Annotated in this window: 24 protein-coding genes; 14 read left to right on the forward strand and 10 right to left on the reverse strand. The window is 60.8% G+C overall.

Translation table 11 applies throughout. The features are described 5' to 3' along the window. Window positions 1-180 precede the first annotated feature (180 nt). From PTT45_RS01560 to PTT45_RS01570, 3 genes are all read right to left on the reverse strand, one after another. On the reverse strand, window positions 181-393 hold the full coding sequence (locus PTT45_RS01560) for a hypothetical protein (RefSeq protein WP_273811129.1): 213 nt from the start codon (window positions 391-393) through the stop codon (window positions 181-183). A gap of 94 nt (window positions 394-487) precedes the next feature. Beyond that, window positions 488-1,240: a S1 family peptidase gene (locus PTT45_RS01565; RefSeq protein ID WP_273811130.1), complete on the reverse strand. Its 753-nt coding sequence runs from the start codon at window positions 1,238-1,240 to the stop codon at window positions 488-490. Then, on the reverse strand, window positions 1,231-2,553 hold the full coding sequence (locus tag PTT45_RS01570; RefSeq protein ID WP_273811131.1) for a cation:proton antiporter: 1,323 nt from the start codon (window positions 2,551-2,553) through the stop codon (window positions 1,231-1,233). Before PTT45_RS01570 ends, PTT45_RS01565 begins: the two co-directional genes overlap by 10 nt. Before the next feature lie 216 nt (window positions 2,554-2,769). Between PTT45_RS01570 and PTT45_RS01575 the strand changes: the two genes are divergently transcribed. The 3 genes from PTT45_RS01575 (at window position 2,770) to PTT45_RS01585 (ending at window position 3,516) form a co-directional block, all read left to right on the forward strand. Further along, window positions 2,770-3,003: a general stress protein CsbD gene (locus PTT45_RS01575; RefSeq protein ID WP_273811132.1), complete on the forward strand. Its 234-nt coding sequence runs from the start codon at window positions 2,770-2,772 to the stop codon at window positions 3,001-3,003. 24 nt (window positions 3,004-3,027) lie between these two features. Then, window positions 3,028-3,216 carry a hypothetical protein gene (locus PTT45_RS01580; protein ID WP_273811133.1) on the forward strand — a complete coding sequence of 63 codons (189 nt, stop codon included), beginning with the start codon at window positions 3,028-3,030 and terminating at the stop codon, window positions 3,214-3,216. Window positions 3,217-3,390: 174 nt separating this feature from the next. Further along, window positions 3,391-3,516, forward strand: a complete 126-nt coding sequence (locus tag PTT45_RS01585; RefSeq protein WP_394561060.1) for a hypothetical protein — start codon at window positions 3,391-3,393, stop codon at window positions 3,514-3,516. Between the two features lie 140 nt (window positions 3,517-3,656). Here the strand turns inward: PTT45_RS01585 and PTT45_RS01590 are convergent, their stop codons facing one another. Continuing rightward, on the reverse strand, window positions 3,657-4,277 hold the full coding sequence (locus tag PTT45_RS01590; RefSeq protein WP_273811134.1) for a tyrosine-type recombinase/integrase: 621 nt from the start codon (window positions 4,275-4,277) through the stop codon (window positions 3,657-3,659). A gap of 214 nt (window positions 4,278-4,491) precedes the next feature. Between PTT45_RS01590 and PTT45_RS01595 the strand changes: the two genes are divergently transcribed. From PTT45_RS01595 to PTT45_RS01605, 3 genes are all read left to right on the forward strand, one after another. After that, window positions 4,492-6,039: an AMP-binding protein gene (locus tag PTT45_RS01595; protein ID WP_273811135.1), complete on the forward strand. Its 1,548-nt coding sequence runs from the start codon at window positions 4,492-4,494 to the stop codon at window positions 6,037-6,039. A 13-nt stretch (window positions 6,040-6,052) separates the two neighbouring features. Next, the gene (locus PTT45_RS01600) at window positions 6,053-7,216 is read left to right on the forward strand and encodes an acyl-CoA dehydrogenase family protein (protein ID WP_273811136.1); all 1,164 of its coding nucleotides are present in this window, start codon (window positions 6,053-6,055) and stop codon (window positions 7,214-7,216) included. 101 nt (window positions 7,217-7,317) lie between these two features. After that, on the forward strand, window positions 7,318-8,622 hold the full coding sequence (locus PTT45_RS01605) for an MFS transporter (RefSeq protein WP_273811137.1): 1,305 nt from the start codon (window positions 7,318-7,320) through the stop codon (window positions 8,620-8,622). On the opposite strand, the gene PTT45_RS01610 is transcribed toward PTT45_RS01605, so the two are convergent. Next, window positions 8,586-9,560, reverse strand: a complete 975-nt coding sequence (locus tag PTT45_RS01610) for a LysR family transcriptional regulator (protein ID WP_273811138.1) — start codon at window positions 9,558-9,560, stop codon at window positions 8,586-8,588. The genes PTT45_RS01605 and PTT45_RS01610 overlap by 37 nt on opposite strands. Before the next feature lie 366 nt (window positions 9,561-9,926). Here PTT45_RS01610 and PTT45_RS01615 point away from each other — a divergent pair, with 366 nt between their 5' ends. The 4 genes from PTT45_RS01615 (at window position 9,927) to PTT45_RS01630 (ending at window position 13,783) form a co-directional block, all read left to right on the forward strand. After that, window positions 9,927-11,648, forward strand: a complete 1,722-nt coding sequence (locus PTT45_RS01615; RefSeq protein WP_273811139.1) for a DUF1302 domain-containing protein — start codon at window positions 9,927-9,929, stop codon at window positions 11,646-11,648. Window positions 11,649-11,661: 13 nt separating this feature from the next. Continuing rightward, window positions 11,662-13,029, forward strand: coding sequence for a DUF1329 domain-containing protein (locus PTT45_RS01620; protein WP_273811140.1), 1,368 nt, complete (start codon window positions 11,662-11,664; stop codon window positions 13,027-13,029). A 63-nt stretch (window positions 13,030-13,092) separates the two neighbouring features. Continuing rightward, window positions 13,093-13,476 carry a YidH family protein gene (locus PTT45_RS01625; RefSeq protein WP_273811142.1) on the forward strand — a complete coding sequence of 128 codons (384 nt, stop codon included), beginning with the start codon at window positions 13,093-13,095 and terminating at the stop codon, window positions 13,474-13,476. Beyond that, the gene (locus PTT45_RS01630; RefSeq protein WP_273811143.1) at window positions 13,469-13,783 is read left to right on the forward strand and encodes a DUF202 domain-containing protein; all 315 of its coding nucleotides are present in this window, start codon (window positions 13,469-13,471) and stop codon (window positions 13,781-13,783) included. Before PTT45_RS01625 ends, PTT45_RS01630 begins: the two co-directional genes overlap by 8 nt. Window positions 13,784-13,898: 115 nt before the next feature. Here PTT45_RS01630 and PTT45_RS01635 read toward each other — a convergent pair whose 3' ends face one another. Both PTT45_RS01635 and PTT45_RS01640 read right to left on the reverse strand, forming a co-directional pair. After that, a complete protein-coding gene (locus PTT45_RS01635) occupies window positions 13,899-15,863 on the reverse strand; it encodes an alkyl/aryl-sulfatase (RefSeq protein WP_273811145.1) in 1,965 nt (654 codons plus the stop codon). Window positions 15,864-16,418: 555 nt separating this feature from the next. Further along, on the reverse strand, window positions 16,419-17,387 hold the full coding sequence (locus PTT45_RS01640; protein WP_273811146.1) for a GlxA family transcriptional regulator: 969 nt from the start codon (window positions 17,385-17,387) through the stop codon (window positions 16,419-16,421). Between the two features lie 89 nt (window positions 17,388-17,476). Between PTT45_RS01640 and PTT45_RS01645 the strand changes: the two genes are divergently transcribed. After that, on the forward strand, window positions 17,477-18,253 hold the full coding sequence (locus PTT45_RS01645) for an MBL fold metallo-hydrolase (RefSeq protein WP_273811147.1): 777 nt from the start codon (window positions 17,477-17,479) through the stop codon (window positions 18,251-18,253). Window positions 18,254-18,483: 230 nt separating this feature from the next. Then, entirely contained in the window at window positions 18,484-19,107 is a 624-nt protein-coding gene (locus PTT45_RS01650; RefSeq protein WP_273811314.1) for a cell wall hydrolase, read from the forward strand. Between the two features lie 109 nt (window positions 19,108-19,216). Here the strand turns inward: PTT45_RS01650 and PTT45_RS01655 are convergent, their stop codons facing one another. Beyond that, the gene (locus tag PTT45_RS01655; RefSeq protein WP_273811148.1) at window positions 19,217-19,768 is read right to left on the reverse strand and encodes a GNAT family N-acetyltransferase; all 552 of its coding nucleotides are present in this window, start codon (window positions 19,766-19,768) and stop codon (window positions 19,217-19,219) included. A 353-nt stretch (window positions 19,769-20,121) separates the two neighbouring features. Beyond that, window positions 20,122-21,960, reverse strand: a complete 1,839-nt coding sequence (locus PTT45_RS01660; RefSeq protein ID WP_273811149.1) for a hypothetical protein — start codon at window positions 21,958-21,960, stop codon at window positions 20,122-20,124. 264 nt (window positions 21,961-22,224) lie between these two features. Here PTT45_RS01660 and PTT45_RS01665 point away from each other — a divergent pair, with 264 nt between their 5' ends. After that, entirely contained in the window at window positions 22,225-23,943 is a 1,719-nt protein-coding gene (locus PTT45_RS01665; protein WP_273811151.1) for an AMP-binding protein, read from the forward strand. Here PTT45_RS01665 and PTT45_RS01670 read toward each other — a convergent pair. Beyond that, window positions 23,929-24,528, reverse strand: coding sequence for a Crp/Fnr family transcriptional regulator (locus PTT45_RS01670; protein WP_273811153.1), 600 nt, complete (start codon window positions 24,526-24,528; stop codon window positions 23,929-23,931). The two genes, PTT45_RS01665 and PTT45_RS01670, sit on opposite strands and share 15 nt — an antisense overlap. A 190-nt stretch (window positions 24,529-24,718) precedes the next feature. On the opposite strand from PTT45_RS01670, the gene PTT45_RS01675 reads away from it, so the two are divergent. Beyond that, window positions 24,719-26,392 (forward strand): carboxylesterase/lipase family protein, encoded by a 1,674-nt coding sequence (locus tag PTT45_RS01675; RefSeq protein WP_273811155.1) that lies wholly within the window; start codon window positions 24,719-24,721, stop codon window positions 26,390-26,392. The last annotated feature ends 29 nt before the right edge of the window (window positions 26,393-26,421 follow it).

The following is a 26,421-nucleotide window of genomic DNA, read 5'->3' on the forward strand; positions in this document are numbered from 1 at the left end:
GTTAGCCCATAAGCCACACCGACGCCTAGACGAACGATGGTTCAGGTCATGGTATAGAGCGTTCAGAAAGCATCTGTTGTTCCAACAACCCCGTCATCCATGACAACTTTCTAACTAGCCCGCCAACGAGATGGAACAGCTATCTGTACCGATATTGGAGCTCACTAATTCTGACTAGGGTCAGGAGTTCTTGGCCTTACCCCCAGAACCTTTTTCTTCGCTTTGGGCAAGCTTCTTATCCTGCCGCTCTCCCTTGGTCCCTGATTGCGGGCCGTTATGTTTCTGCTGATCCTGATTGGTTCTGTACTGCTGGCTATTGCCCTCTTCTTTCTGGGCGTGCCCGGAATTCTTTTCCGGTGCCTTGGGGCTGCGCGACTCGTTCGTCTTGTTCATGGTGACCTCAGTTGAAACCGGGCACCTGCGACGTTGCCGGCACCGGAAGAGAACAATGACAGGCTGGGGAAGCATGGTCGGTGCGCTAGCGCGCTTAAGACTTAAAGGGGCAACTCTCACTGAGAGTCAGCAGGATATCCGCATACCAGGTGCAGTTGAGTCCAAGCGCCTCGTCCTGAACGAGGTCACGGCTGCCCAGATCGATACGTGCGGAGTGAATCCCGAGCAGCAACCATGGCAATTCATCCAGATCATTGTGTGTTGCAGGCGCCCGCATCACTACCGGTGCTCCGCTGGTGCCTCGGTGGGTACGAGCATCGGTAAGGAAGTAACCTTGACCCTGAAAGCGCAGGCCGAAAGACGAGGCAAGTACGGCATGGCGAACGACGGGCATGTGATGCAAGTTGTCGTGAAAGCCCAGCGGAAAGCCGACAACAAGCAGCGTGGTACCTACCTCCACAGGAGCACCAGACCACTGTAGGTGCGCTGGTGTGAAGGCGTGATAGACCGCCGAAGCGGGTAACGTCGCGCGCTCAATTTCGATCAATGCCACATCAATGTTTCCAGCCAAATCCTGCCCTTGGCGCCACAGGCTTTGACTATCCCGATAGAGTGGTACAGAGAGAACACAGGAAGCCCCCATGTCATTGGGATCGCTGTGCACCTCAACCTCTATCCGATCTGGAAAATGCCGACTCGGCTCATCCATCAGCACATGCCGACTAGTCACCAAGAACAGATGCTGGTCACGCGCGAAGAAGAATCCGCTGGCATTCGTCAGCAAATGCTCCCCCACATAGGTACAGACCCGGATAGTGCTAAGCAGTAGGGGTTCGATCACTGGCATGGCGGAGCTCCCTCACTATCGCGCCGCCGATACCACTGCATCAACGGCCTCACCGAAGCCCCATGCAAAAGAATCGAAGCTGCCACGGTGAGCAGCGTCAAACTGACCAGCTGCTCGGCCTGTTCGCCCGAAACACCCTGATGCAAGGCAAACATCAGATAGAAGAGCGAACCGATGCCACGGATCCCGAACCAGCAGATCATGTTGCGCTGATGTCCGACCAGTGGCTCGCCGAGCGTCCCCAGTACCACTGCAATCGCACGTAGAGGCACGAACAGCAGCGCAATGAGCCCAAACACCTCCAGACTAGGACGGGTATAAGCCAGCATCACACCGATTAACAGCACCAAAGCCAGTTCAGCGAGGTTTTCCAACCGATCATTGAAGCCTTGCACTGCATGACTCATCGCTGCACTGGCATGGTGAGGGTGAGTGGCCAGTTCACCCTCACCATGCCCGCCTAAGCTAGAAGCGGCCCCGAGCGACTGGCTACCTGCGCGAGGCTGCTCCTTGACACGCTGCAGAGCCAGCCCTGCGGCAAACACAGCGAGAAAACCAGACGCCAGACACAGTTGTGCCGCACCGTAGGCCATGGCAATCAGCCCCAGCGAGAGAAACTCGTCCCGGCCGACAGCCAGGTGATGACGAGTGCGCAGATAGACCACAAGTTTGCCGATTGATGCCCCCGATAACGCACCTATAAGCAGGCCACCGAACGTGGCCCAGATCAGATCGACCAGCCACCAGCGCCACCCTCCTACTCCCAGATCATGCAGCCCGAGCAGGCCAAGGCCGAGCATGACAAATGGGAAAGCCGTGCCGTCGTTTAAGCCCCCCTCGCCAGAGAGACTGAAGCGCAACCGATCATGGTTGTTATTGAGCGTGGTCTGCACCCCAGAGGCCAGTACCGGATCGGTTGGTGCCAGGATGCCACCAAGAAGCACAGCGGCTCCTAGCGGTAGATCCAGCAGGTAAATGCCGACCATCGAAACCAATCCGACGGTAAGTGCCATAGAAACGAACGCCAGAAGTAATGGCAGTCGCCAGCGCTTATCCAGCAGTGGCACCGCTCCCATGTTCAGTCCCACCGCGAACAGGGAAATCAGTAGAGCTAGTTCGGCCCCCCACAAGAGCACCTCGACATGTTGCTTCGGGTCCAACTGCACGATGTCCAGCCCAAGGGGGCCGAAGGCGAACCCAACAACCATATAGACCATGGCACTGCTCAGTAGCAGGCGCGCGAGTATTGTTCCCGCCAAAACCATGGTGATAAGCAGAATGCCAAGTAACAACGACCAGAAGGCGACGGACATGAGGGGTGCCCCTGAAAAGTAGTGAGGCAAATCTGCCTCGAGCATCCGCCTAGTTGGCACTATTGGCTATCGCTATTACCCGCACCTGGCACCCTCGGACAAAAGAGAGCAGGTCTACGTGGTGTAGCGTACCGACGCCAGCATGCGCGACCTGACATGATTCCCTCATCTGCACACTGCCAGCCAATTTCGCAGACCAGATCAGGAGGCCAGCAAATGAGCAGGACACTTGCCGAGATCGTCCAAAGGGACTGGCGACACCTTGCCGGCCACGCGCGCGTGGTGTGGGACGAACTGACGCTCGACGAACTTATCCGAACCCAGGGCGACGCACAGAAACTGACAGAGCTAGTGCAACATCGCTATGACATGCCTCGCGAAGATGCGCGGAAGCAGGTCATGAGCTTCTTCGAGCGACACCGCACTGCTGAAGCCGCCCCAGCGCACTGAGAAATCCTGCCGGAGGCTATCAGCATGCTGTTCTCCTACTTCGCCATATCACGTGACTCAGGCAACATCATCCACATTACCCTCCGCAACAGCGCCCCAACGGACACCTCCACCGTGCGTTACAGCTATGCATCCCAAGCCAGCATCAATCGCTACCATGCGCTGCATAACGAAGGGCAGGATTTGATTAGTCTAAAAAACGTAACTCTGTAGATCTGCAGAGATGCTGCAACAGCAATAAAGCACGCTGCGTGGTTGCTCAGACCAGACTCCGTATATGCAAGCGAATCAGACCGGTTATCCAGCCGCGCCAGTTAGGCGCGGGATATTCATCTGGCCGGGATAGCCTTGGCCTTCGGCTCCCGCGCCCAGACCCGGTGCTGAGCCATGGCCTTGACCAGCTTGCTGCCCTGGATGCAGGTGGCGCTCTCTGAGCCAAATTCAGCTGTCATCAAGAGCACACTGGCCTTGCAGGGCTTGATTGCCGATGAGCTGGCCGCCACGGAGGAATAGGACCGAAGCGAGGGCGTTTTTCCGCGTTGGCTATCTGCTATCGGCCACGAACGGCTCTCTTCCGGTCGATAGCCGCCTGCCACCAGCGTCCGCTACTGGCCGGTTAGCGACGGCCCGAGTTGGACCGTCGCCATGCATGGTCAAACCTCCGTTTGCTCTGCCATCTCCAAGGCGTCATCGACCTCAATGCCAAGATACCGAACGGTGCTCTCAAGCTTTGTATGGCCGAGTAGCAGCTGAACTGCTCTAAGGTTTTTCGTCCGGCGATAGATCAGGGATGCCTTGGTACGTCTCATGGTGTGGGTGCCGTACAGGGCGGGATCAAGACCAATTGCTTTCACCCAGGCTTTGACGATTCGTGCGTATTGCCAAGTGGAGAGATGCTCTGAGCTATGCAGCCGACTCGGAAAAAGGCAGTCCTCGCTGCGGAGATGTGCCTGATGTATCCATGCTTCGAGAGCAATACGTGTTTGCTCGGTGATCTCAAACTGAACTGGGCGCTGGGTTTTCTGCTGCATGACGATGGCCCGCGATGAAACTCGCTCGCCATGAGCGACATCGCGCACACGGAGTTTAGTTAAGTCGCAAGCTCGAAGTTTGCTGTCGATGGCTAGATCGAAGAGAGCCAGATCCCGGACTCGCTCCGCAATTTGAAGTCTTACCCGGATCGCCCAGATATCTCTCAGGCGGAGCGGGGCCTTCTGCCCGACTAACTTTCCTTTGTTCCAGGGCTGATAGCTGTAGGTAGCAATGGTGTTCATAGCTTGTCCTCCACATGGGAGAGAACAAGGATCGCCAGTCATAACACTGGGCGCTAACCGGCCAGAATCGGATATTTGGCTTTCAGAAGAAGTGAACAAGTGCGTAAAGGACCTATTCCTTAACGGCATGGCCTGCATCGTACTGTTGTATTAGTTCCGCCCGAAAGGCCGCGGATAGCATCGGCGCACTTGTCCTGCCGATGAGAACAATAAAGTGAACCTAGGAAAGATCATCAGCCGCAGCGCGTTGTACTGGCCCGAACACGAGGCCCTGGTCGACGCCCGGCAACGCATCACTTTCGCTCAACTCGAGCGTCGCACTAACCGCCTGGCCTCCGGCCTGCAGGCTCTTGGCCTGACAACGGGCGCCCATGTGGCGATCCTCGCCCTCAACCGTGTCGAACTGGTGGAGGCGGAGATCGCTTTCTACAAGAGCGCCATGGTCAAGGTGCCGATCAACGCACGTCTGTCTCTGGAAGAAATCATTCAGGTGCTGGGCGACTCGCACAGCCAGGCGGTGATCGCCGATGGTCGCTTCGCCGCCGCTCTGCATGCTCGCCGTAGCGAGCTGCCGCGCCTGCGCTGGATCGTCTCGCTGGATGACGACAGCGGCGATGCCAGTTATTCATCCGTTCTGCTGCGCGGTGACGAGATACCAGTACACAGAGAGCCGGCCGACGATGACCTGGCCGTGCTGCACTACACCTCCGGCAGCTCCGGCGTACTCAAGGCCGCGATGCTCAGTTTCGGCAACCGCAAGGCGCTAGTGCGCAAGAGCATCGCCAGCCCGACCCGCCGCTCCGCCCCCGGCGACGTGATGGCCCACGTTGGCCCGATCACCCACGCCAGCGGCATGCAGATCATGCCGCTGCTGGCAGTCGGCGCTTGTAACCTGTTGCTGGAGCGCTACGACGACCGCTTGCTGCTGGAAACCATCGAACGCGAGCGCGTCACCCGCCTGTTCCTGGTACCGGCGATGATCAACCGCCTGGTGAACTTCCCCGAGGTCGAGCGCTTCGACCTCTCCAGCCTGCGCGTGGTGATGTACGGCGCCGCGCCGATGGCGCCGGCGCTGGTCAAGCGCGCCATCGAGCTGTTCGGACCGATCCTGGTGCAGGGCTACGGCGCCGGCGAGACCTGCTCGCTGGTCACCGTGCTGACCGAGGAAGACCACCTGGCCGAGGGTGACGATGCTCGCCGCCTGGCCTCCTGCGGCCGCTGCTACTTCGAAACCGATCTGCGCGTGGTCAACGAACAGTTCGTGGACGTGCAGCCCGGCGAGATCGGCGAGATCGTGGTCAAAGGCCCGGACATCATGCAGGGCTACTGGCAAGCGCCGGAGCTCACCGCCGAGGTAATGCGCGACGGCTACTACCTGACCGGCGATCTGGCCACCGTCGACGAGCAGGGCTACGTGTTCATCGTCGACCGCAAGAAGGAAATGATCATTTCCGGCGGTTTCAACGTCTACCCGACCGAGGTCGAGCAGGTGCTCTATAGCCTGCCGCAGGTGTTCGAGGCGGCGGTGGTCGGCGTACCCGACGAACAATGGGGCGAGGCGATCCGCGCGGTGGTGGTGCTGAAGCCAGGCCAGAGCCTGAGCGCCGAGGAAATCATTGAGCACTGCGGCCGATCCCTCGCTGGCTTCAAGAAGCCGCGCGCGGTGGACTTCGTCCAAGAGTTGCCGAAGAACCCCAATGGCAAGGTCGTACGCCGCCTGATCCGCGAAGCGTACTGGCAAAACAGCGAACGTCGGATCTGATCGGAGACAGCAGATGATCAAGCCAAGTGAAAAAGCCGCCCGCCTGATCGACGGCATCAATGCCTTCGCCCGCGACGAACTCGCACCACTGGTCCAGCGTGAAGGCATCCGCTGGGGCGAACCGGTCGCCAAACCGTTGCTGCGTGATATCTGGCAACGTTCCTGCGAGCTGGGCTTCTACAACGCCATGCTGCCGGAAGCCCTCGGTGGCGCCGGGCTAAGCGTCGCCGAGCTGTGCGCGCTGAAGGAAGCCGCAGTGCTTACCGGCTCGCCGCTGGCGCCGCACATTCTCGGCGAGTTATCCGGCCCGCCACGCGTCGGCCATCTGTTCAAGGTCGCCAACGAGCACCAGATTGAGGCCTTCCTGCAGCCCATCTGCCGCGCCGAGAAGGCGGTGTGCTTCGCCCTCACCGAAGCCGAGGCCGGCTCCGACGCTGCCTCACTCGGCACCGAGGCGCGCCTGGAGGGTGACCACTACGTACTGCGCGGCGCCAAGCGCTACATCTCCGGCGCGCCCTACGCCGACCTCGCCGTGCTGCTCGCGGTGACCGGCCCGGGCCGCGGTGCGCAGGGCATCTCGGCATTCTTCGTCGACCTGCATGCAGAAGGCGTCAGCGTCGACAGCGACTACTCGGTGATGTCCGGTGGTGGCGCCCACGGCAACATTCTTCTGGAAGACGTGCGCGTGCCGGTGGCCAACCGCATCGGCGAGGAAGGCCAGGGCTTCAAGCTGGCGATGGGACGGATCACCCTGAACCGTCTGCTGCACTGCCCGACCATGCTCGGCATGGCCGGCCTGGCGCTGAATCTGTCGCTGGACTACGCCCGCACCCGCAAGCAGTTCGGCCAGCCGATCGCCATGTTCCAGTCAATCAACCACATGCTCGCCGACATGGCCACCGAGCTGTACGCTGCGCGCAGCATGATGTACGCCACCGCCGCGAACAACGACGCCGGCGGCGACATCAAGGTCCAGGCACCGATGTGCAAGCTGTACGCCTCGGAAACCGCCTTCCGCATCGCCGACAAGGCAGTGCAGATCCACGGCGGTGCCGGGCTGATCAAGGGCCATCCGGTCGAATGGTTCTTCCGTGCGACACGCATGATGCGCATCCTGACCGGCACCAGCGAGATCCAGCGCAACACCATCGCCAAGGGCATTCTGCTGCCGAGCTGAATGCTTTCTGCAGCCCCGTCGCCAGGCGGGTGCTGCGGCATCGCTAGCAGGACCGTCCGCCAGGGAAGCCGGCCGGCCCCACAACAACAAAGAGAATTCCCATGACCCACCAAGACTCTGCCTTCCGTCCGCGCCAGGCCTGGACGATCGCCTTCCTGCTGGCCTTCATGATGCTGGTCAACTTCCTCGACAAGGTGGTGATCGGCCTGGTCGGCGTACCGATGACCCAGGAACTGAACCTGAGCCCGACCGAGTTCGGCCTGATCGGCGGCGCCCTGCACTGGCTGTTCGCGATCTCCGCAGTGGTCGGCGGCTTCCTCGCCAACCGCCGGCCGACCCGCACCCTGCTACTCGGCATGGGCCTGTTCTGGGCACTGATCCAGCTGCCGATGCTGTTCGCCAGCTCGCTGTGGATGATCGTCGCCTGCCGTGTGCTGCTCGGCATCGGCGAAGGCCCGGCCTCGCCGGTCGCCACCCATGCGCTGTACAAGTGGTTCCCCGATGACCGCCGCAGCCTGCCGGTGGCCCTGTTGCATTCCGGCAGCGCCATGGGCCTGCTGGTGGCCGGCGCTATGATCCCGTGGATCAGCCTGAACTACGGCTGGCGTACCAACTTCGCCGTGCTCGCCGCCATCGGCCTGGTCTGGTGCGGGCTGTGGCTGCTACTCGGCCGCGAGGGCACCCTCGATACGCTGCGCCGCAACCAACCGAACGCCTCGCCGGACGATCCGCGCGTACCCTACCGCCGCCTGCTGAGCGACAGCAGCGTACTCGGCAACTACGCCTGCCACTTCGCCGCCAACTGGTCGCTGGCACTAACCCTGACCTGGGTGCCCAGCTACCTGCAAATCGGCCTCGGCATCGACCCGCTGAAGACCGGGCACATGTTCGTCATGTTCGTCATCGTCACCACCCCGCTGAGCCTGCTGATGGCCTGGCTGTCACAACGTCTGATGAGCCGCGGTGTGCCTTCGCGCCTGGCGCGCGGCGCCTTCGTCTCGCTGTGCCTGATCGCCGGCGGGCTGTTCTCCTCGGCGCTGATGCTCACCGAGCTGTCGGTGACCACGCGGATCATCGCCCTGACTCTCAGCGGCGGCCTGGCACTGGTGATGTATTCGGTGGGGCCGGCGATGCTCGCCGAGTTCACCCCGAGCAGCCAGCGCGGCGGTATTCTCGCCATCGGCAACGCGGTGGCTTCGCTGGCCGGTTTGTCGGCGCCGGTGGTCACCGGCCTGCTGGTGCATGGTGCCGGCGCCGGCCACCCAGAAGGCTATGCCCAGGGCTTCTTCGTCTGCGGCGGCGTGATGATCGTGGCAGGGCTGATCGGCCTGGTGGCGATGAACCCGCAGCGCTCGCGTGAGCGCCTGGCTCAGGACGAGGTATCGGGCGCCTGCTCGCGCGCCTGATCCGCCTCGTCATCGGCGCTGCGCTCGATCAGGCTGCCGCGCCAGCGGCCTTCGCGCACCGCCTCCACCAGCAGGCCGTGCACCAGGTCGCGCATGCATGAAGCGGCGAATGACAGCGGCTTGTGTACCGAGTAGGCGATCGACACCGTGCGGGTGATGCGCGGTTCGACGATCTGCCGCGCCGCGGTCGGCTCGAACAGCTCGGCCAGTGGCGGCCAGTTGCTGATGGTCGCCGCCAGGCCACTGCGCACCAGGCTGGCGATGCCCGGCGCGGACTGCTGCTCATAAGCGACGTTGAGCACCACCCCCGCCTCCATCGCCGCCTGCTCGATGCGCCGGCGCAGGTGCAACGCCCGCGGCGCCATCACCAGCCGCGTGGCACCGGCCTCGGCCAGGGTGATCGGGTCGCTGCTCTGGCCCTGATCGCCGCCACCCACCCAGTACAGGTCCTCGATGAGGACCGGCTCGGCGGTGACGTGTTCGAGTTCCTCCGCATTCGGCAGCACTCCGAAGTCGACCTTGCCCAGCTCGATGGCCTGGCCGCCCTCACGGGTCAGGCCGTCGCAGATGGTCAGGGTGATGCTGGGAAACTTCTCCGCAGCCCGCGCGATGATCGCCGGCAGCAACAGCGCCGAGGCGGTGGCCGGAATCGAGATCGACACATGGCCCTTGGGGTCGCCACGGGTCGAGGTCAGTTCGTCCTTCACCGAATCGAGCTTCTGCACCACCGAGCGCGCCACCTCGTAGAGCCGGCGCCCCGCATCGGTCAGTGCCACGCCGTCGTGCTGGCGCTCCAGCAGCTGCATCTCCAGTTCGCTCTCCAGCAGGCCGATCTGCCGGCTCAATGCCGGCTGGGCGATATAGGCTCGCCGAGCCGCGGCGGAGAAGCTGCCGGCCTCGGCGATGGCGATCAGATAACGGAGCTGCTTGAGGGTCATGCGGTTCTCTCTATGGCCATGCCGAAGCGTTATGGCATCTATCCGAAGACACTATTTGTGGGGCTTTTCGAGGGTCCCTAGTATCCCCTAAACACTAAAACGAAGGGAGTATCCGCAACTCGACGTTACAGTGCAGAACAATAAGTAGCACCAATAGAATCCCTCTCCGCAAGAATTGCCATTCTGCCGAAGAATATTGTCTCGCCCCAGGCGGGACGGGACTTTCATTGGCTGTGTATTTCTCAACTTATTGCCCTCTGCGCGTGAAATTAAATTCTCACTCGACAACAAAGAGGACAATGAGTGATGAGATTAAAACTGCACGGCTTATTTAAACCGCCCTATTTCCTGTTACCCCTGAGCTGCATGATCGGCAGCGTCCAGGCAGTCGATTTCCAACTTGGCGCAATAGATGGGCAGCTGGATTCCGCGCTGTCCATCGGCACCAGCATCTCCACCGCCAACCCCGACCCGAAACAGCTGAACAGCGCCACCGGCGATGACGGCCGCCGCAATTTCCGCTCCGGCGATGCCTTCTCCGGCATCTTCAAGGGCAACCATGACCTAGAACTGCGCCACGGCGACATGGGCCTGTTCCTGCGTGGCAGCTACTGGTACGACTACGTACTGCGCGACCAGGACCAGCGCTTCAAGAACGTCGAGGACAACAACCGTAAGCGCTCGGCAAAGTCCGCCGGTACCGAACTGCTCGACGCCTTCGTCTACTACAACTACGCCATCGCCGAGCAACCAGGCTCGGCACGTCTCGGCAAGCAGGTGGTGAACTGGGGCGAGAGCACCTTCATCCAGGGTGGCCTCAACGTGGTCAACCCGTTCAACCTGTCGGCACTGCGCCGCCCGGGTTCGGAGGTGAAGGAAGGCCTGGTGCCGGTGAACATGTTCTACGTCTCGCAGAACCTCAGCGAGTCACTGTCCGGCGATTTCTTCTACCAGCTCGACTGGGAACAGACCCAGCTCGACAACTGCGGCACCTTCTTCTCCAGCAATGACTTCCTCGCCGATGGCTGTGATGGCCTAGACGTGGGCAGCGTGCTGACCGGCGTGCCGGCGGCAGTGGCAGCGCTGACGCCCTATGGCGTCAACCTGACCGACGAAGGCATTCGCATCCCGCGGGGCAAGGACCAGGACGCCCGCAACAGTGGCCAGTGGGGCGTGTCGCTGCGCTGGTTCGCCGCCGAGCTGGACACCGAGTTCGGCGCCTACGTAGCCAACTACCACAGCCGCCTGCCCTACATGGGCACCATCAGCAGCCCGTACTACCGCAACACGGTGTTCGGTAACGCCCTCGACAATGCTCTGCGCCTGGGCACCTCACAGTACGTCGCGCAGTACCCCGAGGACATCCGCCTGTACGGCCTGTCGTTCTCCACCAACCTGGATACCGGCACTGCACTGCAGGGCGAGATCAGCTATCGGCCGAACATGCCGATCCAGCTCAACGGCACCGACGTCATCCAGTCGCTGCTCAATGATCCGAACCGCTCGCCATTGGTCGCCACAGGCGTTCGTTCGCCAGAGGCCAACACGCTGTTCAACGGCTACCTGCGCAAGGAAGTTACCCAGGCCCAGGTCACCGCGACTCACTCGTTCGCCCAGGTACTCGGCGCCGATCAGCTGATGCTGGTGGGTGAGGCTGCGGCCACCTGGGTCGGCGGCCTGGAAGGCACCTATGGCCCACGCTATGGACGCAACGGCACCTACGGCAACGGCGTGCTGGCCAGCGGCAACTGCGCAGCTATCTCGCGCACGCCCGAATACTGCAACGACGACGGCTTCCTCACCCGCTTCTCCTGGGGTTACCGCATGCGTGCCAGCCTGAGCTACCCGAACGCCGTAGCCGGCATCGACCTGCGCCCCAACCTGTCCTGGCAGCACGACGTGGATGGCAATGGTCCGGGCGAAGGCTCGGCCTTCAGCGAGGGCTCCAAGGCCATCAGCGTCGGTCTCGATGCCTCACTGAACAACACCTACAACGCCAGTCTGGCGTTCACCGACTTCATCGACGGCGACTACGGCACCCGCGGTGATCGCGACTACGTGTCGATCAGCTTCGGCGTCAACTTCTAAGCGGAGTCCACTCATGAAACAGCACCACAGCCTGGTACGTGGCGGCGCCCTGTTCTGCGCCCTCCTGTTGACCGGCAACGCCCTGGCAGCCGTATCGGCCGACGAGGCGGCGCAACTGCAGAAAAGCCTGACCCCGATTGGCGCCGAACGCGGCGCCAGCACCGACGGCAAGATCCCCGCCTGGGATGGCGGCCTGAAGAGCCCGATGAAGTTCGCCGCCAACGGCACGCCGCTCGATCCCTTCGCCAACGAGCAGCCGCTGTTCAGCATCGACGCGAGTAACTTCGAGCAATACCGCGCGCAACTGAGCCCTGGACAGATCGCCCTGCTGCAGCGCTTCCCGGACAGCTTCCGTTTGCCGGTGTACCCGAGTCACCGTTCGGTCAGCGTGAGCACCGAAGTGGGTGCCGCCGCCGCCCGCAACGCCAGCGCCACCCGCCTGATCAACGAGGGCAACGGCTTGGAGGGCTTCGCCGGCGTGGTCGCCTTCCCCATCCCCAAGAATGGTCTGGAAGTACTGTGGAACCACCTGACGCGCAACCGCAACGCCAGCTCCAGCCTGACCACCGACAGCGCGGCGCCGCAGAAGGACGGCAGCTACACCATCATGACCACCCAGCAATACTTCACCCGTCGCGACGCGGTGAAGGGTCTGGCGGCGGACGAGGCACGCAACATCCTCTACTTCTACAGCCACAAGATCACCGCGCCCTCGCGCATGGTGGGCGAAGTGGTGCTGGTACACGAGACCGTCGACCAGGTGAGCGAACCGCGCCTGTCCTGGCTGTATAGCGCCGGCCAGCGCCGCGTACGGCGCGCGCCGAGCATCGCCTACGATACCGCCGGGCCGACCACTGCCGGCCTGCGTACTGCCGACAGCCGCGACATGTTCAACGGCGCGCCGGACCGCTACGACTGGCAGTTGGTCGGCAAAAAAGCCCTCTATGTGCCGTACAACAGCTACCGCCTGGCCTCGCCCGAGCTGAGCTACGAGGCGCTGATCAAGCCCGGCCACGTCAACCCCGACGCGACCCGCTACGAGCTGCATCGCGTCTGGGAGGTGGTCGCCACGCTGAAGCCGGGCATGCGCCACATCTACAGCAAGCGCCACTATTTCATCGACGAAGATACCTGGGCGATCCTCGAGGCCGACCACTACGACAGCCGCGGTGAACTATGGCGCATAGGCGAGGCGCACAGTTTCTACCACCCGCAGGGCAAGGCCGCGGTCAACGCCATGGAGGTGACCTATGACCTCAACAACGGCCGCTACATCGCCTCGGGGCTGACCAACGAACAGCGCCAGCCGTTCGACTTCGCCTACCAGGCCAGCGCCTCCGATTACTCGCCAGGTGCGCTGCGCAGCAAAGGCCTGCGCTGATCCTCCGAGCCTTTGCGCCGTCGGCTCCCGAGTCCGGCGGCGCTTTTTTGTTTGTGGAGCACCATGCACACGCCCCTCCCTCGCAAACCACTGAGCCAGCGCCTGCTCGGTGGTGACGAACCCGACCCACGCTTCACCCTGGCCAACGAGCGTACCTTTTTGGCCTGGGTGCGCACGGCCCTGGCCCTGCTCGGTGGCGGCATCGCCGTAGAGACCTTCGCCAGCCAGGCATTCGAACCGCTGCTGCGGTTGTGCATCACCCTCAGCCTGCTGGCACTGAGCATCCTGGTCAGTGTCGGAGCCTGCCTGCGCTGGCTGGCGGTGGAGCGCGCGCTGCGCCATCGGCACGCTCTCCCCCTATCCGGGCTGGTGCCTCTGCTGGCGCTCGGCTGCTGCCTGGCGGCGCTGATCCTGGCTGGTCTGTTCTGGCCACGCTGGCATGTCTGATACCTCGAACGACCCCGGCCTGCAGGCCGAACGCACCGAACTGGCCTGGCGCCGCACGCAGCTGTCGCTGCTGGTGATCGCCTGCCTGGCACTGCGCGGGCAGGACCTCGCGGTACTCCTGGTCGCCCTCGCCAGCGTGGCGCTGCTATGGCTCGGCCAGGGCAGCCGCTATCGGCGCAGCCTGGCGATGCTCCGCGCCGAACGCGGTCAGGCCCGGTTGTTCAGCGTGCTCGGCACCTGCCTAGCATTACTGGCCATGGCACTGCTGGCAATATTCGGCGCCCTGCTGCGGTTCGCCGCAACCTGAGCCCAGTGCTACAGCGCCGGATGCGCATACCTGCTCGCTGCTAGCTCGCCTCTAACCGCACACACAAAAACGCCCCGCACGACGATTGCCGTGCGGGGCGTCGATCTCGCAGAACTCAGGGGCTGACCAGGTTGAACTGCGGGTTCGGCTCGTCCATACCGCCAAGCAGTTTGAGCAGCTTCAGCCGCCCGCCCTCGATCTCGATATCGCCAATGGTGGCTTCCTTGAGGAAGCCGGTTTCCTTCAGCGCGATGCGGTCGAGCAGCGCCTTGGTCATGCTCACGTTGATGTCCGCCTGGGCATGCCGCGAGTCCTTGCGCTGGGTCAGCACGCCGTTGCGCAGGGTCAGGGCGTAGTCCTCGCCGAGGTCGGTAAAGCGCCAGTTGATCAGCAGGTCCTCATCGGCCGCCTTCAGCGCATCGATGCGTACCGCCAGGTAATCGAAGAACATGCTCGGAGTCAGCGCCCGGATCATGTCCGGTGCACCGTTGCGCGCACGCGCCTCAGCCACGCCCTGGCGCAGCTCCAAGGCACCGCTCAGGTAGACGTTGCGCCAGGTGGCGTTCTCGCTCTGGTAGCCGAGCTGCTCCAGGGTGTCGGCCTGCAGCTCGCGCGCCGCCGCGTTATCCGGCTCGGCGAACACCAGGTGGTTGAGCAGTTGCGCGGCCCAACGGTAGTCACCGGAGGAGAAGGCCTGGCGCGCGCTCTGCAGCACCGCGTCGGCACCGCCCATGGCGGCCACGTAGCGGCGTCCAGCATCCTCCGGTGGCAACGGATCGAGGTTGGCCGGGTTGCCGTCGTAGAAGCCCATGTAGCGCTGGTACACCGCGCGCACGTTATGGCTCAGCGAGCCGTAGTAGTCGCGGCTGTACCACTTGCTGGCCAGGCGCGGCGGCAGCGACTCCAGCCGGGCGGCAATCTCGGTCGGCGTCAGTCCCTGGTTGATCAGGCGCAGCGTCTGGCTGTCGAGGAAGGCATACATGTCGCGCTGGTCAGCCAGGTAGTCGCGGATCTCGCTGCCACCCCAGGTCGGCCAGTGGTGCTGGGCGAACAGCACCTCGGCCTTGTCGCCGTAGCGCACCAGGGCATCGTCGAGGTAGTGCGCCCAGACCTTGGCGTCGCGTACCAGGGCGCCGCGCAGGGTCAGCACGTTGTGCTGGGTGTGGGTGGCGTTCTCGGCCATGCACAGGGTCTTGAACTGCGGGAAGTACATGTTCATCTCGGCCGGCGCCTCGGTGCCGGGAGTGAGCTGGAACTCGATCTCCACGCCATCGATGTTGCGCGTCTCCAGCGCTTTGGCGATCAGCACGGTCGGTGCGATCAGCGTCACCGTGGCATTGCTCGGCGTGCCCTTACCGAGGCCGGCGTCGACCTGGCCCCGCTCATCGCGCGGCAGCAGCGAGCCATACATGTACTGGGCGCGGCGCATCATCGCCGGGCCGGCCAGCACGTTCTCGCTGACCGCATGCTCGTAGAAGCCCTCCGGAGCGATGACCTGGACCTTGCCGGCCTTGACGTCGGCCTCATCGATAACCCCGCGCACGCCACCAAAGTGGTCGACATGCGAGTGGCTGTAGATCACCGCCAGCACCGGCTTGCGCGGGCGATGCTTGTAGTACAGCTCGAGGCCGGCACGAGCGGTCTCGGTACTGATCAGCGGATCGATGAGGATGAGGCCACTGTCGCCTTCGATGATGGTCATGTTCGACAGGTCCAGACCACGCACCTGGTAGACGCGCTCGCGCACCTCGAACAGCCCGGCGATGTTGTTCAGCTGAGCGATGCGCCACAGGCTCGGGTTGACGCTGGCCGGGGCATCGTTGCCATCGAGGAAATTGTAGGCCATGCGGTTCCACACCGGCTGGCCCTCGGCATTCTCGACCACCCCGGTGAACGGCTCGATCAGCCCACGGCGGGCATTGTCGAAGTCGGCCCGGTCACTGAACGGCAGACGCTGCAACCAGGCCTGGTTGCGCTCGCGGGTGATCTCGCTGGCGGGCTTGCCGGCGGCGGGCGGTTCGGCATGGGCAGAGGAAACGATGAGCGCCAGGGCGAGGGCGCTGAGGCGGAAGCTGGGCATGAAAGGACTCATTCTGGTTGTTAGATATGAGAATCGCGCCCGACTCTATGGGCTGGCCAGAGCGGTTGCCAATACCACTGACTCATGGCAGCTATAACGGCTTGTAATACACCAGGCTTCTCCCATCGAAGAGCTAAACGACAGCCATCGGCCATTAGCAGCCATCCGTTTTGCACGTCTTCTGGGGAGTGACTTGCAGTCTCTGCAGTCGCTAATTAACCTTTCTTGAACCCTATCTAGAGGCCTATTGGAGCCGGCCAGCATGCAGAGGAATAGCACCCCAGGCATGAATCTACTCCTGGAGGAGTGGCGGCAAGCCCAGCGTGAGGTCGAGCTTTACATCTTCGAGAATCACCCCATCGATACTCTGGATAAAGAGCTCGCACTTCGTCAGCTAGCGTTAGCGGCTGCCGAGGCTGAAAGGGCGATCTGGGAGTATGTTCGCGTCACTCCATCTGCGCGTCAGCGTTAGATCTCCATCCTCTCAGCTAAGAGAATAAGGAGCCGGGTGCTTGTGACCGATATCAGGCACCTGTTGACTAGCTGCTTTCGACTCTAGAACCGGGCGAATCGCTGCCGGTACTGCGCGGGTGTCAGCCCGGTCAGTTCCTTGAACATTCTTCTGAGATTCGAATCGCTGCTGAAGCCCAGCTCACTGCTGATGGTTTTTAGGGGGACAGACGTCAGGATCAATCGTTCGCTCACCTGGCTCAGCTTGATGCGACGCGCATAGGTGGCTATCGCACTCCCCGTCTCCTCCCTGACCTTGCGCGCCAGTGTCCGTTCCGTCATTCCCAACTCGCCCGCCAAGCTGCCAACAGTGATTCGCTCGGCTGGTAACCCTTGCACTAGGGTATGCAACCTACGCAGGAGTTGGCTGGATTGCTCGATGAGGCTTAGGGCCTGGAACGCATCGTGCGACTGAATCGGACGGGGAAGTACCATCAACCGATTGAGGTCGTTGAACACCGTTGCATCGACCTGTCGTTCAATCAGCGCCTGAGCGAGCGGTAGGTAGCCGTTGACGCCGCTGGCAGTGCCCGTACGCTCGTTGAAGATGCAATTCTGCTCATACTGCCAGCGCACCTTGGGATAGTGCTGAACCAGCATATCTGCCAGCCACCATGTCGCGGTGGCGTGCTCGCCATTAAGGCGGCCACTGGCAGCAGCCAGGCACACTCCGGTGCAATAACTCCAGATACGGCAGCGCTTACTGAGCTTCGCCAGGCCAGCCAAAAGCGAGGCGCTGTCATGCAGGGTCGCACCAACATGTTGTGCCGACTCCGCCCAGAATCCAGGGATCAGGATCGCGTCTAGAGCAAGCTCTGTGAATCGATGATTGGCCATCAGAACCAGGCCGTGAGCGCAAGTGACCGCACCATCTTGCTCGGCGACAAAGTCTGTTTCGAACAGCGAGCGCCCGGTTCGCCGGTTCGTTGCATGGAGCATATCCGCGAAAGCCAGCAGTCCTGCTGGCATGCAGCCGGGGAAGAGCAAAAGGCCGATTCGTAGAAGGGTGGTCATGGCTATAAATGAATTGTTTATGGCAGCTCCTGCCATTATGAGCGTTGCGCTACCCCGGCACCATGAGCCCACACTCAAGGAGGCCCATGATGAAAATTCAGCAGATCCGCAACGCTACGATCATTCTCGAGCTAGGCGCACACCGCATCCTGGTCGATCCGATGTTGGCACGCAAAGGTGCGCTGCCTTCTCTGCGGGTCTTTATGGGGCGGCAAAGGAACCCGACCGTCGAACTCCCGGAGGGTGCTCGCGAAGCATTGGAGTCCATCACTCACTGCCTGATCACCCATTGCCAAAAAGGCCACTTCGACCACCTGGACAGAGCGGGTACGCGCTGGCTAAGGGAGCGGCAGACCCCCGTTATCTGCACGCCACATGACGCGGCTCATCTGGAAAAGCTGGGCTTGAACGTACAGCCATTGCCGGAAGGTCATGGAAACCCGAAACCCTTCCTGGGCGGGGTGATTCGCACAGTCCGTTGCACACATGGCGAGGGAGTGGTTGGCCGCCTGATGGAACACGGCGTCGGCTATCTGATTGAGCTGCCAGGCGAGCCTAGCCTGTATCTGGCCGGCGATACGATTTTGACCTCTACAGTGAGTGACTTCGTGTTGCAGCATCAGCCACAGGTAAGCGTGGTGCCTGCAGGAGGGGCGCGTTTCGACGTAGGGGGCGACATCATCATGGGTTTGTCCGATGTGCTCGAATTCACTCGTTTGAGCAGAGGCATTGTTATCGCCAACCACCTGGAAGCGATCAACCACTGTCCTGTTACCCGCAAGGAGCTGGCAAGCGCAGCAGTCGAAGCCGGCGTTGCCAGTAGGCTACTGATTCCCGGCGATGGTCAGGTAATGGCATTGGTATAGGCAGCAGAGCTGCTCACAACCGTCAGCTACCAACCGGAACAATCCGCTCACAGTCGAACACAAACCCTCCTCATGCCCAGCAAAACACCTTGGCGTTTCGTATTGTGCGCAGCGGTGCGACGGCAGCTATGTTTGAGTGGTTGTTTTTATCTTGGCCTTTCCTCGGCTTTTCCAAGCCTATCTCTGGTGGGCCGACGAAACCGTTCTTCTGCGATTACGGACAATCGATCATGCACCTCTTCTCGAAAGTTGTTGGCCTCAGCCTCCTTTTCTTTGCGGGCCAGCTTCTGGCCTCCGACGCCCAGCCTGCGGTGCAAGCGGCCACCGAAGACAAGGCCGAAGCTCTGGAGCAAAAAGCCGCAGAGAAGGACAGCCTGAACACCGCGCCTCAAGCGACGCCCCTGCGCAAAAGCGAAGTCGAGGCCGTCGACCCCGAAGGCAAAGCGCCAATGGACGACGCCATCACGTGTCTTTCCCGGACGATCTACTGGGAAGCCAAAGGTGGTGCGAGCGAAGAGATGGAAGCGGTGGCGAGTGTCGTTCTGAACCGTCTAGGTCATGAGGGTTTTCCCGACACGGTGTGCGAAGTGGTCAAACAAGGCTCAGAAAAAAGTCCCTGTCAGTTCTCGTGGTGGTGTGACGGCCGATCGGATCAGGTTGAGGAGGAAAGCCGCTACACCATCGCTAAAGACATTGCCCGCAAAGCGCTCAACCAGGAGCTGCCAGACAGCACACAGGGTGCGCTGTTCTTCCACGACCGCAGCGCTTCTGTGGATTGGTCAAAGACGTACACCAAGACCAAGGAAGTCGGCGAATTCGTGTTCTACAAACCCAATAATGTGGCGAAACGCTAGTCGCGCCCTTACGCCCATTAGCGGGGCTCAGAGAGCGTGGTTGCTTCTGGGCGCCTGTAGCCGGTGATGATGGGCCTCTACCGGCCAGAAGCAGTCGTCGCCTCCAGCGCTACTCCTGACTCGAGCAGGGCATAGTCATCGTCGTGTACGAGAAAGCGTGCCCATCGATCTTGAACATGTTTGGCACCTCGCCCACTTGGACGAATCCGGCCTGTTGGTAGAGGGCGAGAGCAGCCTGGTTGTTGCTGAGCACCTGTAGATCAACCCACTCCAGCCCCGAGGATGCAGCCCAAAGCCCCGCATGTTCGATCAGGGCTGTTCCCAGGCCTTGGCGTCGGAGGTTGCAGTGAACTCCCATGCCCAGCAGGCAACGGTGTGCCGCATAGCGCTCAGCGTGGCCTCGGAGGTCGATGTGCCCGAGGATTTGCGCCTCCGTTCCCCGCGCAACCCATGCCCGGCGCCAGCCGGACTCACCCACCGCAATCTCCAGCCCGGCACGGAATGCGGCTTTTCGCTCCTCAGGGAACGAGGAAGCACTGCGGGAGAGCGGCTGGAAATACCCAACATCCGGCGAGCCGTTCTCGCGCAGATGGTCGTCGAGATAGGTGATGAACTCATCGAAATCGGCAGGTGAAAGTGCTTCTATCGAATATGTCTGCATGAGTGATCCGCTCCTTGGTCAGGTCGCCTCAGGCTCTATCGGCTGGTCGCGGCGATCAAGAAGTTTATGTCCCAGTCTGCTTGCAACACAGGCACTGCGATGACTGCTGATGGCCGGTTAGCGACGGACCGAACCGGACCGTCGCCATGCATGCGTCGGCTTATGAAATCTAAGATTGGCCAGGCGCTGCGCTGAGGGGCGCAGCGATGTCATGGATATGGCTGCACAGGTAAATTCTGCTGCCCGCTCACCAGGGCTTGGTCGACAGCTGCTCGGAACGCAAGGAATCACACGGGTGTTGGCCATGCGGGTTGATTGGAGGTCGACTTAAATGCGCTGGCCGAGTATGGCGGTTACAGGCCATTCTTGACCCGCTCCCCGAGGATGAAGGCTTTTTTCATATCGGGTGCGACCATAACGGGCAGCAGGTCAAGACTGCCTTCGGGATAGTTTCCGCCACCGCCGGCACCATATTCGACCACCAGGGTGACCTGGTAGCGTTCGCCGACTCCCTTCTCACGCAAAGGGCTGCCGTCCGGCCCTTGCACAATCCAGGCGGTCATCGGTATCTCGGGGTCTTGGTGGGGCTGAAAGCGGCTTTGCATGCTTCCCGATTCGATAAGGACGATGGGCTCGCCTTCACCCTCATAGAGGTAACGACCCTCGATTTGCGCCGGGAGCGTTGCGCCGACGCTGTAGCTCTGGCCCTTGACCGTCTTGATGAGTTCGCCATGTTTTGCGGGCGCAGCCTCGGCGGCAGGTTTCTCGGGCTCGGCGGTCGGAGCCTCGTCTTCTTGCTCCTCGACAACGCTTGTCACACGGCTGGGAGCCTGCTGGCGCTCGATCTGCGCCAACATATCCGCCGCCATGGCATTGGCCTCGTTCTCGATGCCCATCTCGCGCATCAGTGCTTGGTTCTGCGCCATCAGGGCTGCCACTTGGGCGTCCTGTGCGGTGCTATGGTCGCTCGACGAACTAGAGGTTTGGCTGGCTTGCACGGATGGACTTACCGGCGGTTGTGCCCGGGCCTGGGCGAGCGTGGCGGCCAGGCTGGCACCGGATTGCGCAGTGTTGGCACTGGCTTCCTGGTTGGCCGCCGTCAGGCCCTGATTCAAACCCTGCATTACGGCACCTAAGAATTGCGCGTTCTCGGCGCTGTCTGCGGCGTCTTGCCGTGCTCTTGCTTGGTCGAAGGCAGTCCGCTCGGCCTGAGTCGCCGCCCACAGTTCGTTGCCTGCCGCTCCCTGTTCGACCACCAAGCCATAATCGAGTCTGCCATTGCTCTCAACCTTCAGCACCTGATGGTCTTCAGTGAGGGTGAAGCGGTAGGCCTTGCGCTTTGGTGCATCGACCATCGCTTCGTAGGTGTTGCCGTAGCCTTCGCGCAGGTTTACGAATGTGTAGTAGCAGCCGTAGAAACTAGAGATATCGCAGTCGAGACCAACTACAACGCTTTCACCTTTGCGCGCCGGCAGGCGGTAGAGGTCATAGCGCGTGCGCATGATCGAGGTTTTCTGACTGTTGTCATCCAGCTTGCCGATGACCTTCTGCCCCAGCTCCAGCGGCTTCACGCCCGCGTCGGAATGTGTCGTGGGTGGTGCGCCGCGCGACACCTCAGCCACGGTTGGGCCCGGACCACTCGGCACGGATTCGACCGGATAGGGCGTTGAGTAGATGACATCTGACAGCGAGCCATTCACCCACTGCAAATTTTGCACAAGCATCTCGCCACGCGATGACAGGCGAATCCGGTAAGGAAAGTCACCTGATCGCGGCGTAACCGCTTTAAACACCACTGAGCCATCCGACTCGATCGTGCCGAGCCACGGCGTGCCATTGAAGTCCATATTCAGTTCGCCGGCTTTGCTGCCCGGGCGAATGGTCCGGCTCCATTTCACATCCGGCCCGACGATTGCGCCTTCCAAGAACAAGCTGGTTTCAATGATGGCCTTACCGGGCTCGCTCCACCGCACCTCAAAACCCGGAAAACCACCGGTTGGTGGGGCGTAGCGATGCCCAACGAGACGGGAATAGACGCCCCAGACCTCGGGGTTGGCTTGCGGGTCGACCGTGAAGCTTGGCGGAGGGGTCTGTACGCCAAGGTGTTGCGGATCAACCGGTGAGGCGACGCAACCGAAAAGGGCAGACTGAAGAACAACTAAGGCAGCAAAGGTTGTGATGGCGCGCATCATCCAGCCCACAATGAAGAAGATGGCGAAACGCTATTAAAATTACATGAGATCTGTCTAGTGGAGCCGGGCGACTTAAAAGACGTTCTCATCGTGGGCGTCCGCTTTTGGCCGACTTCTGCCTGTCGACAATGGCAGCAACCGGCCAGAAGCCGACGCTCAGCTTACCGTTGCGGCAAGCAATCACCCATGATTAACAAATGTTAATGAGCCATAGAAACCAGCGGAGCATCATCCGCGCCTTCTGCCGTAACGAAGCTCATAACAATGACAAATCCATCTCCTCAAACTGTCTACGAACTCCTTGTTGCTGCGACGCAACAAGCTCCCCAGGCACTTGCTCTGGCCTTCATCGATGATCTAGATGAGGTCGCTCTTTCGTATCGCCTGAGCCATGAGCAACTGCTGAGCAAGATACATAAGACGGTGCAAATGATGAGGAAACTCACGGGCAAATCGCGCCCTGTGGTTTCGCTTTTGTTGCCAAACATTCCTCAAGCCCAAACGCTTCTCTGGGCCGCCGAAACTGCTGGCGTAGCTAACCCACTCAATCCTCTCTTGAATGAGGAAGCATTGCTCCAGCTGATGTCGAAGGCCCAGACGGATATTGTTTTCGCTCTAGGCCCTCTGCACGGCAGTGAGCTTTGGGATAAGGCTGTGAGCGTTGCTAGTCGGCTACCCAACAGGCCCCTTTGTGTATCCGTCTTCAGCCCTGCTGGAGCGATGCACTACGACTCCGAGGTAAATCGCTACAAAGACGTTCCCCTCGTAGGGGAGGACGCTCCTACTCCAAAGGATATCGCCGCTTACTTCCACACCGGAGGTACAACGGGAACTCCGAAGCTGGCGTGTCACACGCATGAAAATCAGACCACTGCTGCTATGGCAGTGATACGCAGCATGCAACTCACGGGCGCCGATATCGCCATCAATGGTCTGCCAATCTTTCATGTCGCAGGGGCCATCGTTAATAGCCTGGCGGTTCTCGGTGCCGGGGGACAACTCGTTCTTCCCACCGTGTCCGGCTTCCGCAACCCTGAGGTAATTCGCCAACACTGGCGCCTTATCCAGACTCTGCGCGTCACGATCAGCAGCGGGATTCCTACGTCAATGGCCTCAATGCTTGATGCCCCACTTGAGGGGGCAGATATCAGCAGCCTTCGATTCCTCCTGACAGGTGGAGCACCAGTGCCGCTCAAGCTCCATGAATTGGCCTTGGAGAAGCTGGATCGTCAGCTTTATCAGGCGTACGGCATGACTGAGTCGAGCGGCGTGATCGCTTTGCCAAACCTGGCCATACCAGCGGTTTGGGGCAGTGTTGGGCATGTGTCCTCACCTGTTGAGGTCTCCATCGAGTCGGGCCAAATCTGCGTGCGCAGCCCGATGGTTTTCCCCGGTTACCTTGGTCTTGACTCGCCTGTCACGCCAGATGGCTGGCTCAAAACAGGAGACCTTGGGCACTTGGATGAGGCGGGAAATCTCTTCATCACCGGGCGCGCCAAAGACCTCATTATCCGTAGCGGGCATAACATCGATCCGGCCCTAATTGAGGGATGTCTGGAGGAGCACCCGGCTGTAAGCATGGCAGCCGCAGTTGGCATGCCTGACGAATATGCAGGCGAGCTACCGGTAGTTTTTGTGCAGCTGCGAGAGGGTATGAGTGTTAGCAGGGACGACCTACAGGCTTACGCGATGGAGCACATCGCAGAGAGGCCCGCATGCCCGAAGAAGATCATCATTCTCGACGCTCTACCGGTCACCGCCGTAGGGAAGGTTTTCAAGCCGAAGCTACGGGAGATTGCCACGGATCTCTTACTGGAAGAGCTGCTCGTACCGCGCCTGGGTCGCATTGGTATCGAAAGTCGCCACACTGAAAATGGCCAATTGGTCGTAAAGCTCTGGCGAGTTCCCCAGAGCGAGGCGCTTTGGTGCTCCGAGCAAGTGAGACGGATCAATCTCGTGGTCGACGAGTTAGCTGTCGGGTAACCCCAGCTGACGCTTGATCCTCGATAGCGAGGCGGGTTCAACGCCCAGGTAGCTGGCTAGCTGGTATTGCGGAACCCGCCTGACCAACCACTCCTGATTTGTCATCAGCCAGCGATAGTGAGCTTCGCTGTTGCACGTTAGCAGCATGGCTTCACGGGCCTCATTGCGCAGCATTATCAGCTGAACATAGCTGTTCAGCAGCCTATCCAGCTGCGGGTGTATCTCAGTGCCCTGCTCGAACAGGCTCGTCGGAATCACTGCCAGCTGGCACTTCTCCATCGCCGAGATGGTGTAGGTGCAAGGTTGGTGCGTGAGGAAGGCGCTGAGTGAGCCTATCAGCTGGCCCTCTCGGAAGAACGCCTTGTTCCATTCCTTGCCGTCATGCGCCAGGTAGTAATACCGGGCCAATCCAGACAGGATCATGAAAAAGTGCGTGGGCTGCTCACCGGTCTTGATGATGATCTCACCCCGTTCGACCTCCTTGATGCGAGCCGCATCTGAGAGCAGGGTAAGCAGCCCTTCATCGGTCACGCCGAGCTCTTGAAGTTGAAGCTGCAATGTCGAACGCGCTTCTTTGGCCAACAATTTCTACACCTTCCACTCACTAAGGTGGGCTTCGATAGCGGCATGCTTGCCGTCCCTGCTAATTACGATACGCACTCCTACCAGAGGCGAGAAGGGTCGACTCGCCAAGCCCGTCTTTGACCGTCTCGTACAATACTTATTTCAAAATGCGTCAGACCATCAGGGTTCCCTTACACAGCTGGTAATCCTGATGAAAATAAGAAATGCGGCAGCTCTGGGTGCACTGTTGGCGAGCCTTGGAGCGAGCACTGGTTTGATTGCAAAAACTGATTGTGAGACCTGCACCCAAGTGGATAGTGGTGCGGTTAAAGGACACCAAGATGGTGAAGTCCTTTCCTTCAAAGGTATCCCTTACGCAGCGGCTCCTACTGGCGAACTTCGCTTCCGTCCGCCGCAAGCTGTACAGCCCTGGAGCGGGGTATTGGACGCAGCCAAATTCCGCTCTACTTGCCCTCAGGTGCAAGACGTTCTTGAGGAGTATCCGTACCCTGGTCGTGTCGTGAAGCTGAAAGACGGCCAGGAGCACGAGGTATACGAGAGCGAAGATTGCCTCCATCTCAACGTATGGACTCCCAAGATCGACAACGCGAAACGTCCGATCATGGTCTTCATTCCGGGCGGCGCATTTATCGTTGGTAACGGCTCGTCCGACTTCTACAACGGCAAGAAGCTGGCTAGCCACGACGTCGTCGTTGTCACCCTGAACTACCGCGTTGGCCTGTTCGGCTTCATGGAGCTGGGTGGGGTGGACAAGCGCTATGCCGGCAGTGGCAATAACGGTCTGCGCGATCAAATTGCCGCAATCGAATGGGTTAAGCGCAACGCTGCTTCGTTCGGTGGCGATCCAGACAACATCACTATCTTCGGCGAGTCGGCGGGCGGTGCGTCAGTGAATGCGCTGCTTTCGATCAAGTCCCCTGAAAAGCTCTTCAAACGCGCCATCGCACAGAGCGGTCACTCCAACATGATCCATACGAAGGAGTTCGCCGTCTCGTCGGGACAAGAGATCGTCAAGATCGGGGGGTATGGCTCAATCGATGAAGTGCTCAAGGCGACGCCATTGGAACTGCTGGAGACCCAGGAAGCGGCATTCAGGGAGGCGGCCATTGGTGACCTTCTTTTCGCCCCGTTCATCGACGGTACGACCATCGTCGGCGAACCCCACGAGCTGATCAAATCGGGTCATGCGAAAGCAATCGACCTCATGGCAGGTGCTACTCAGAACGAGTTGAACTACTGGAGCCTTTACGACAGCAAGCTCCGCAATCCCTTCACTGATGAAACCGATGCCGGCCCAGCCACTCCCCCGATCCCGGATGAGCTACGTGCCGAGATCGAGAAGAAGCAATCGATCAGCCTGGATGGCAAGTACGCGAAGCTTCTCGGCGAATCGAACCACTCGGTACTGCGCCAAGCCCAGAACGATGACTTCGGCCTGATTCAGCCTCTGCGGCAGCTGGCTGACAACCAGCACGGCAACAACGCGAATACCTACCTCTACCGCTTCGCTTGGAAGGTGCCGACCAAGTACCTCCCAGAAGGATCGGTTGATCTAGGGTCGGTGCATGCTCTGGAGTTGCCCTTCATGTTCGGCACGATGGATCTGGGCTGGATGCCCGGTGGCGAGAAGGTGGGCGCCGAGAGTCGCGGCGTTGATCTGGCCTTGAGCAAGCACATGATGGCTGCGTGGACGAACTTCGCCCGCAGCGGCAACCCGAACGGCCCAGGTGTGCCGGAGTGGAAGCCATACGACAACAAGTCCCACAACACCATGGTGTGGAACGAGCAGTCCAAGACTGTTGCAGACCCAGACTCGGAGCGTCGCCAGATTTGGCAGGATGTGGTGTTCGGCTCCCTGTTCTAACTGCCTGATTGCGCCTGCCCCCTTGCGAT

It is taken from the genome of Pseudomonas sp. Gutcm_11s, from assembly GCF_028649395.1.
In the GTDB taxonomy this organism is placed as follows: Bacteria; Pseudomonadota; Gammaproteobacteria; order Pseudomonadales; family Pseudomonadaceae; genus Aquipseudomonas.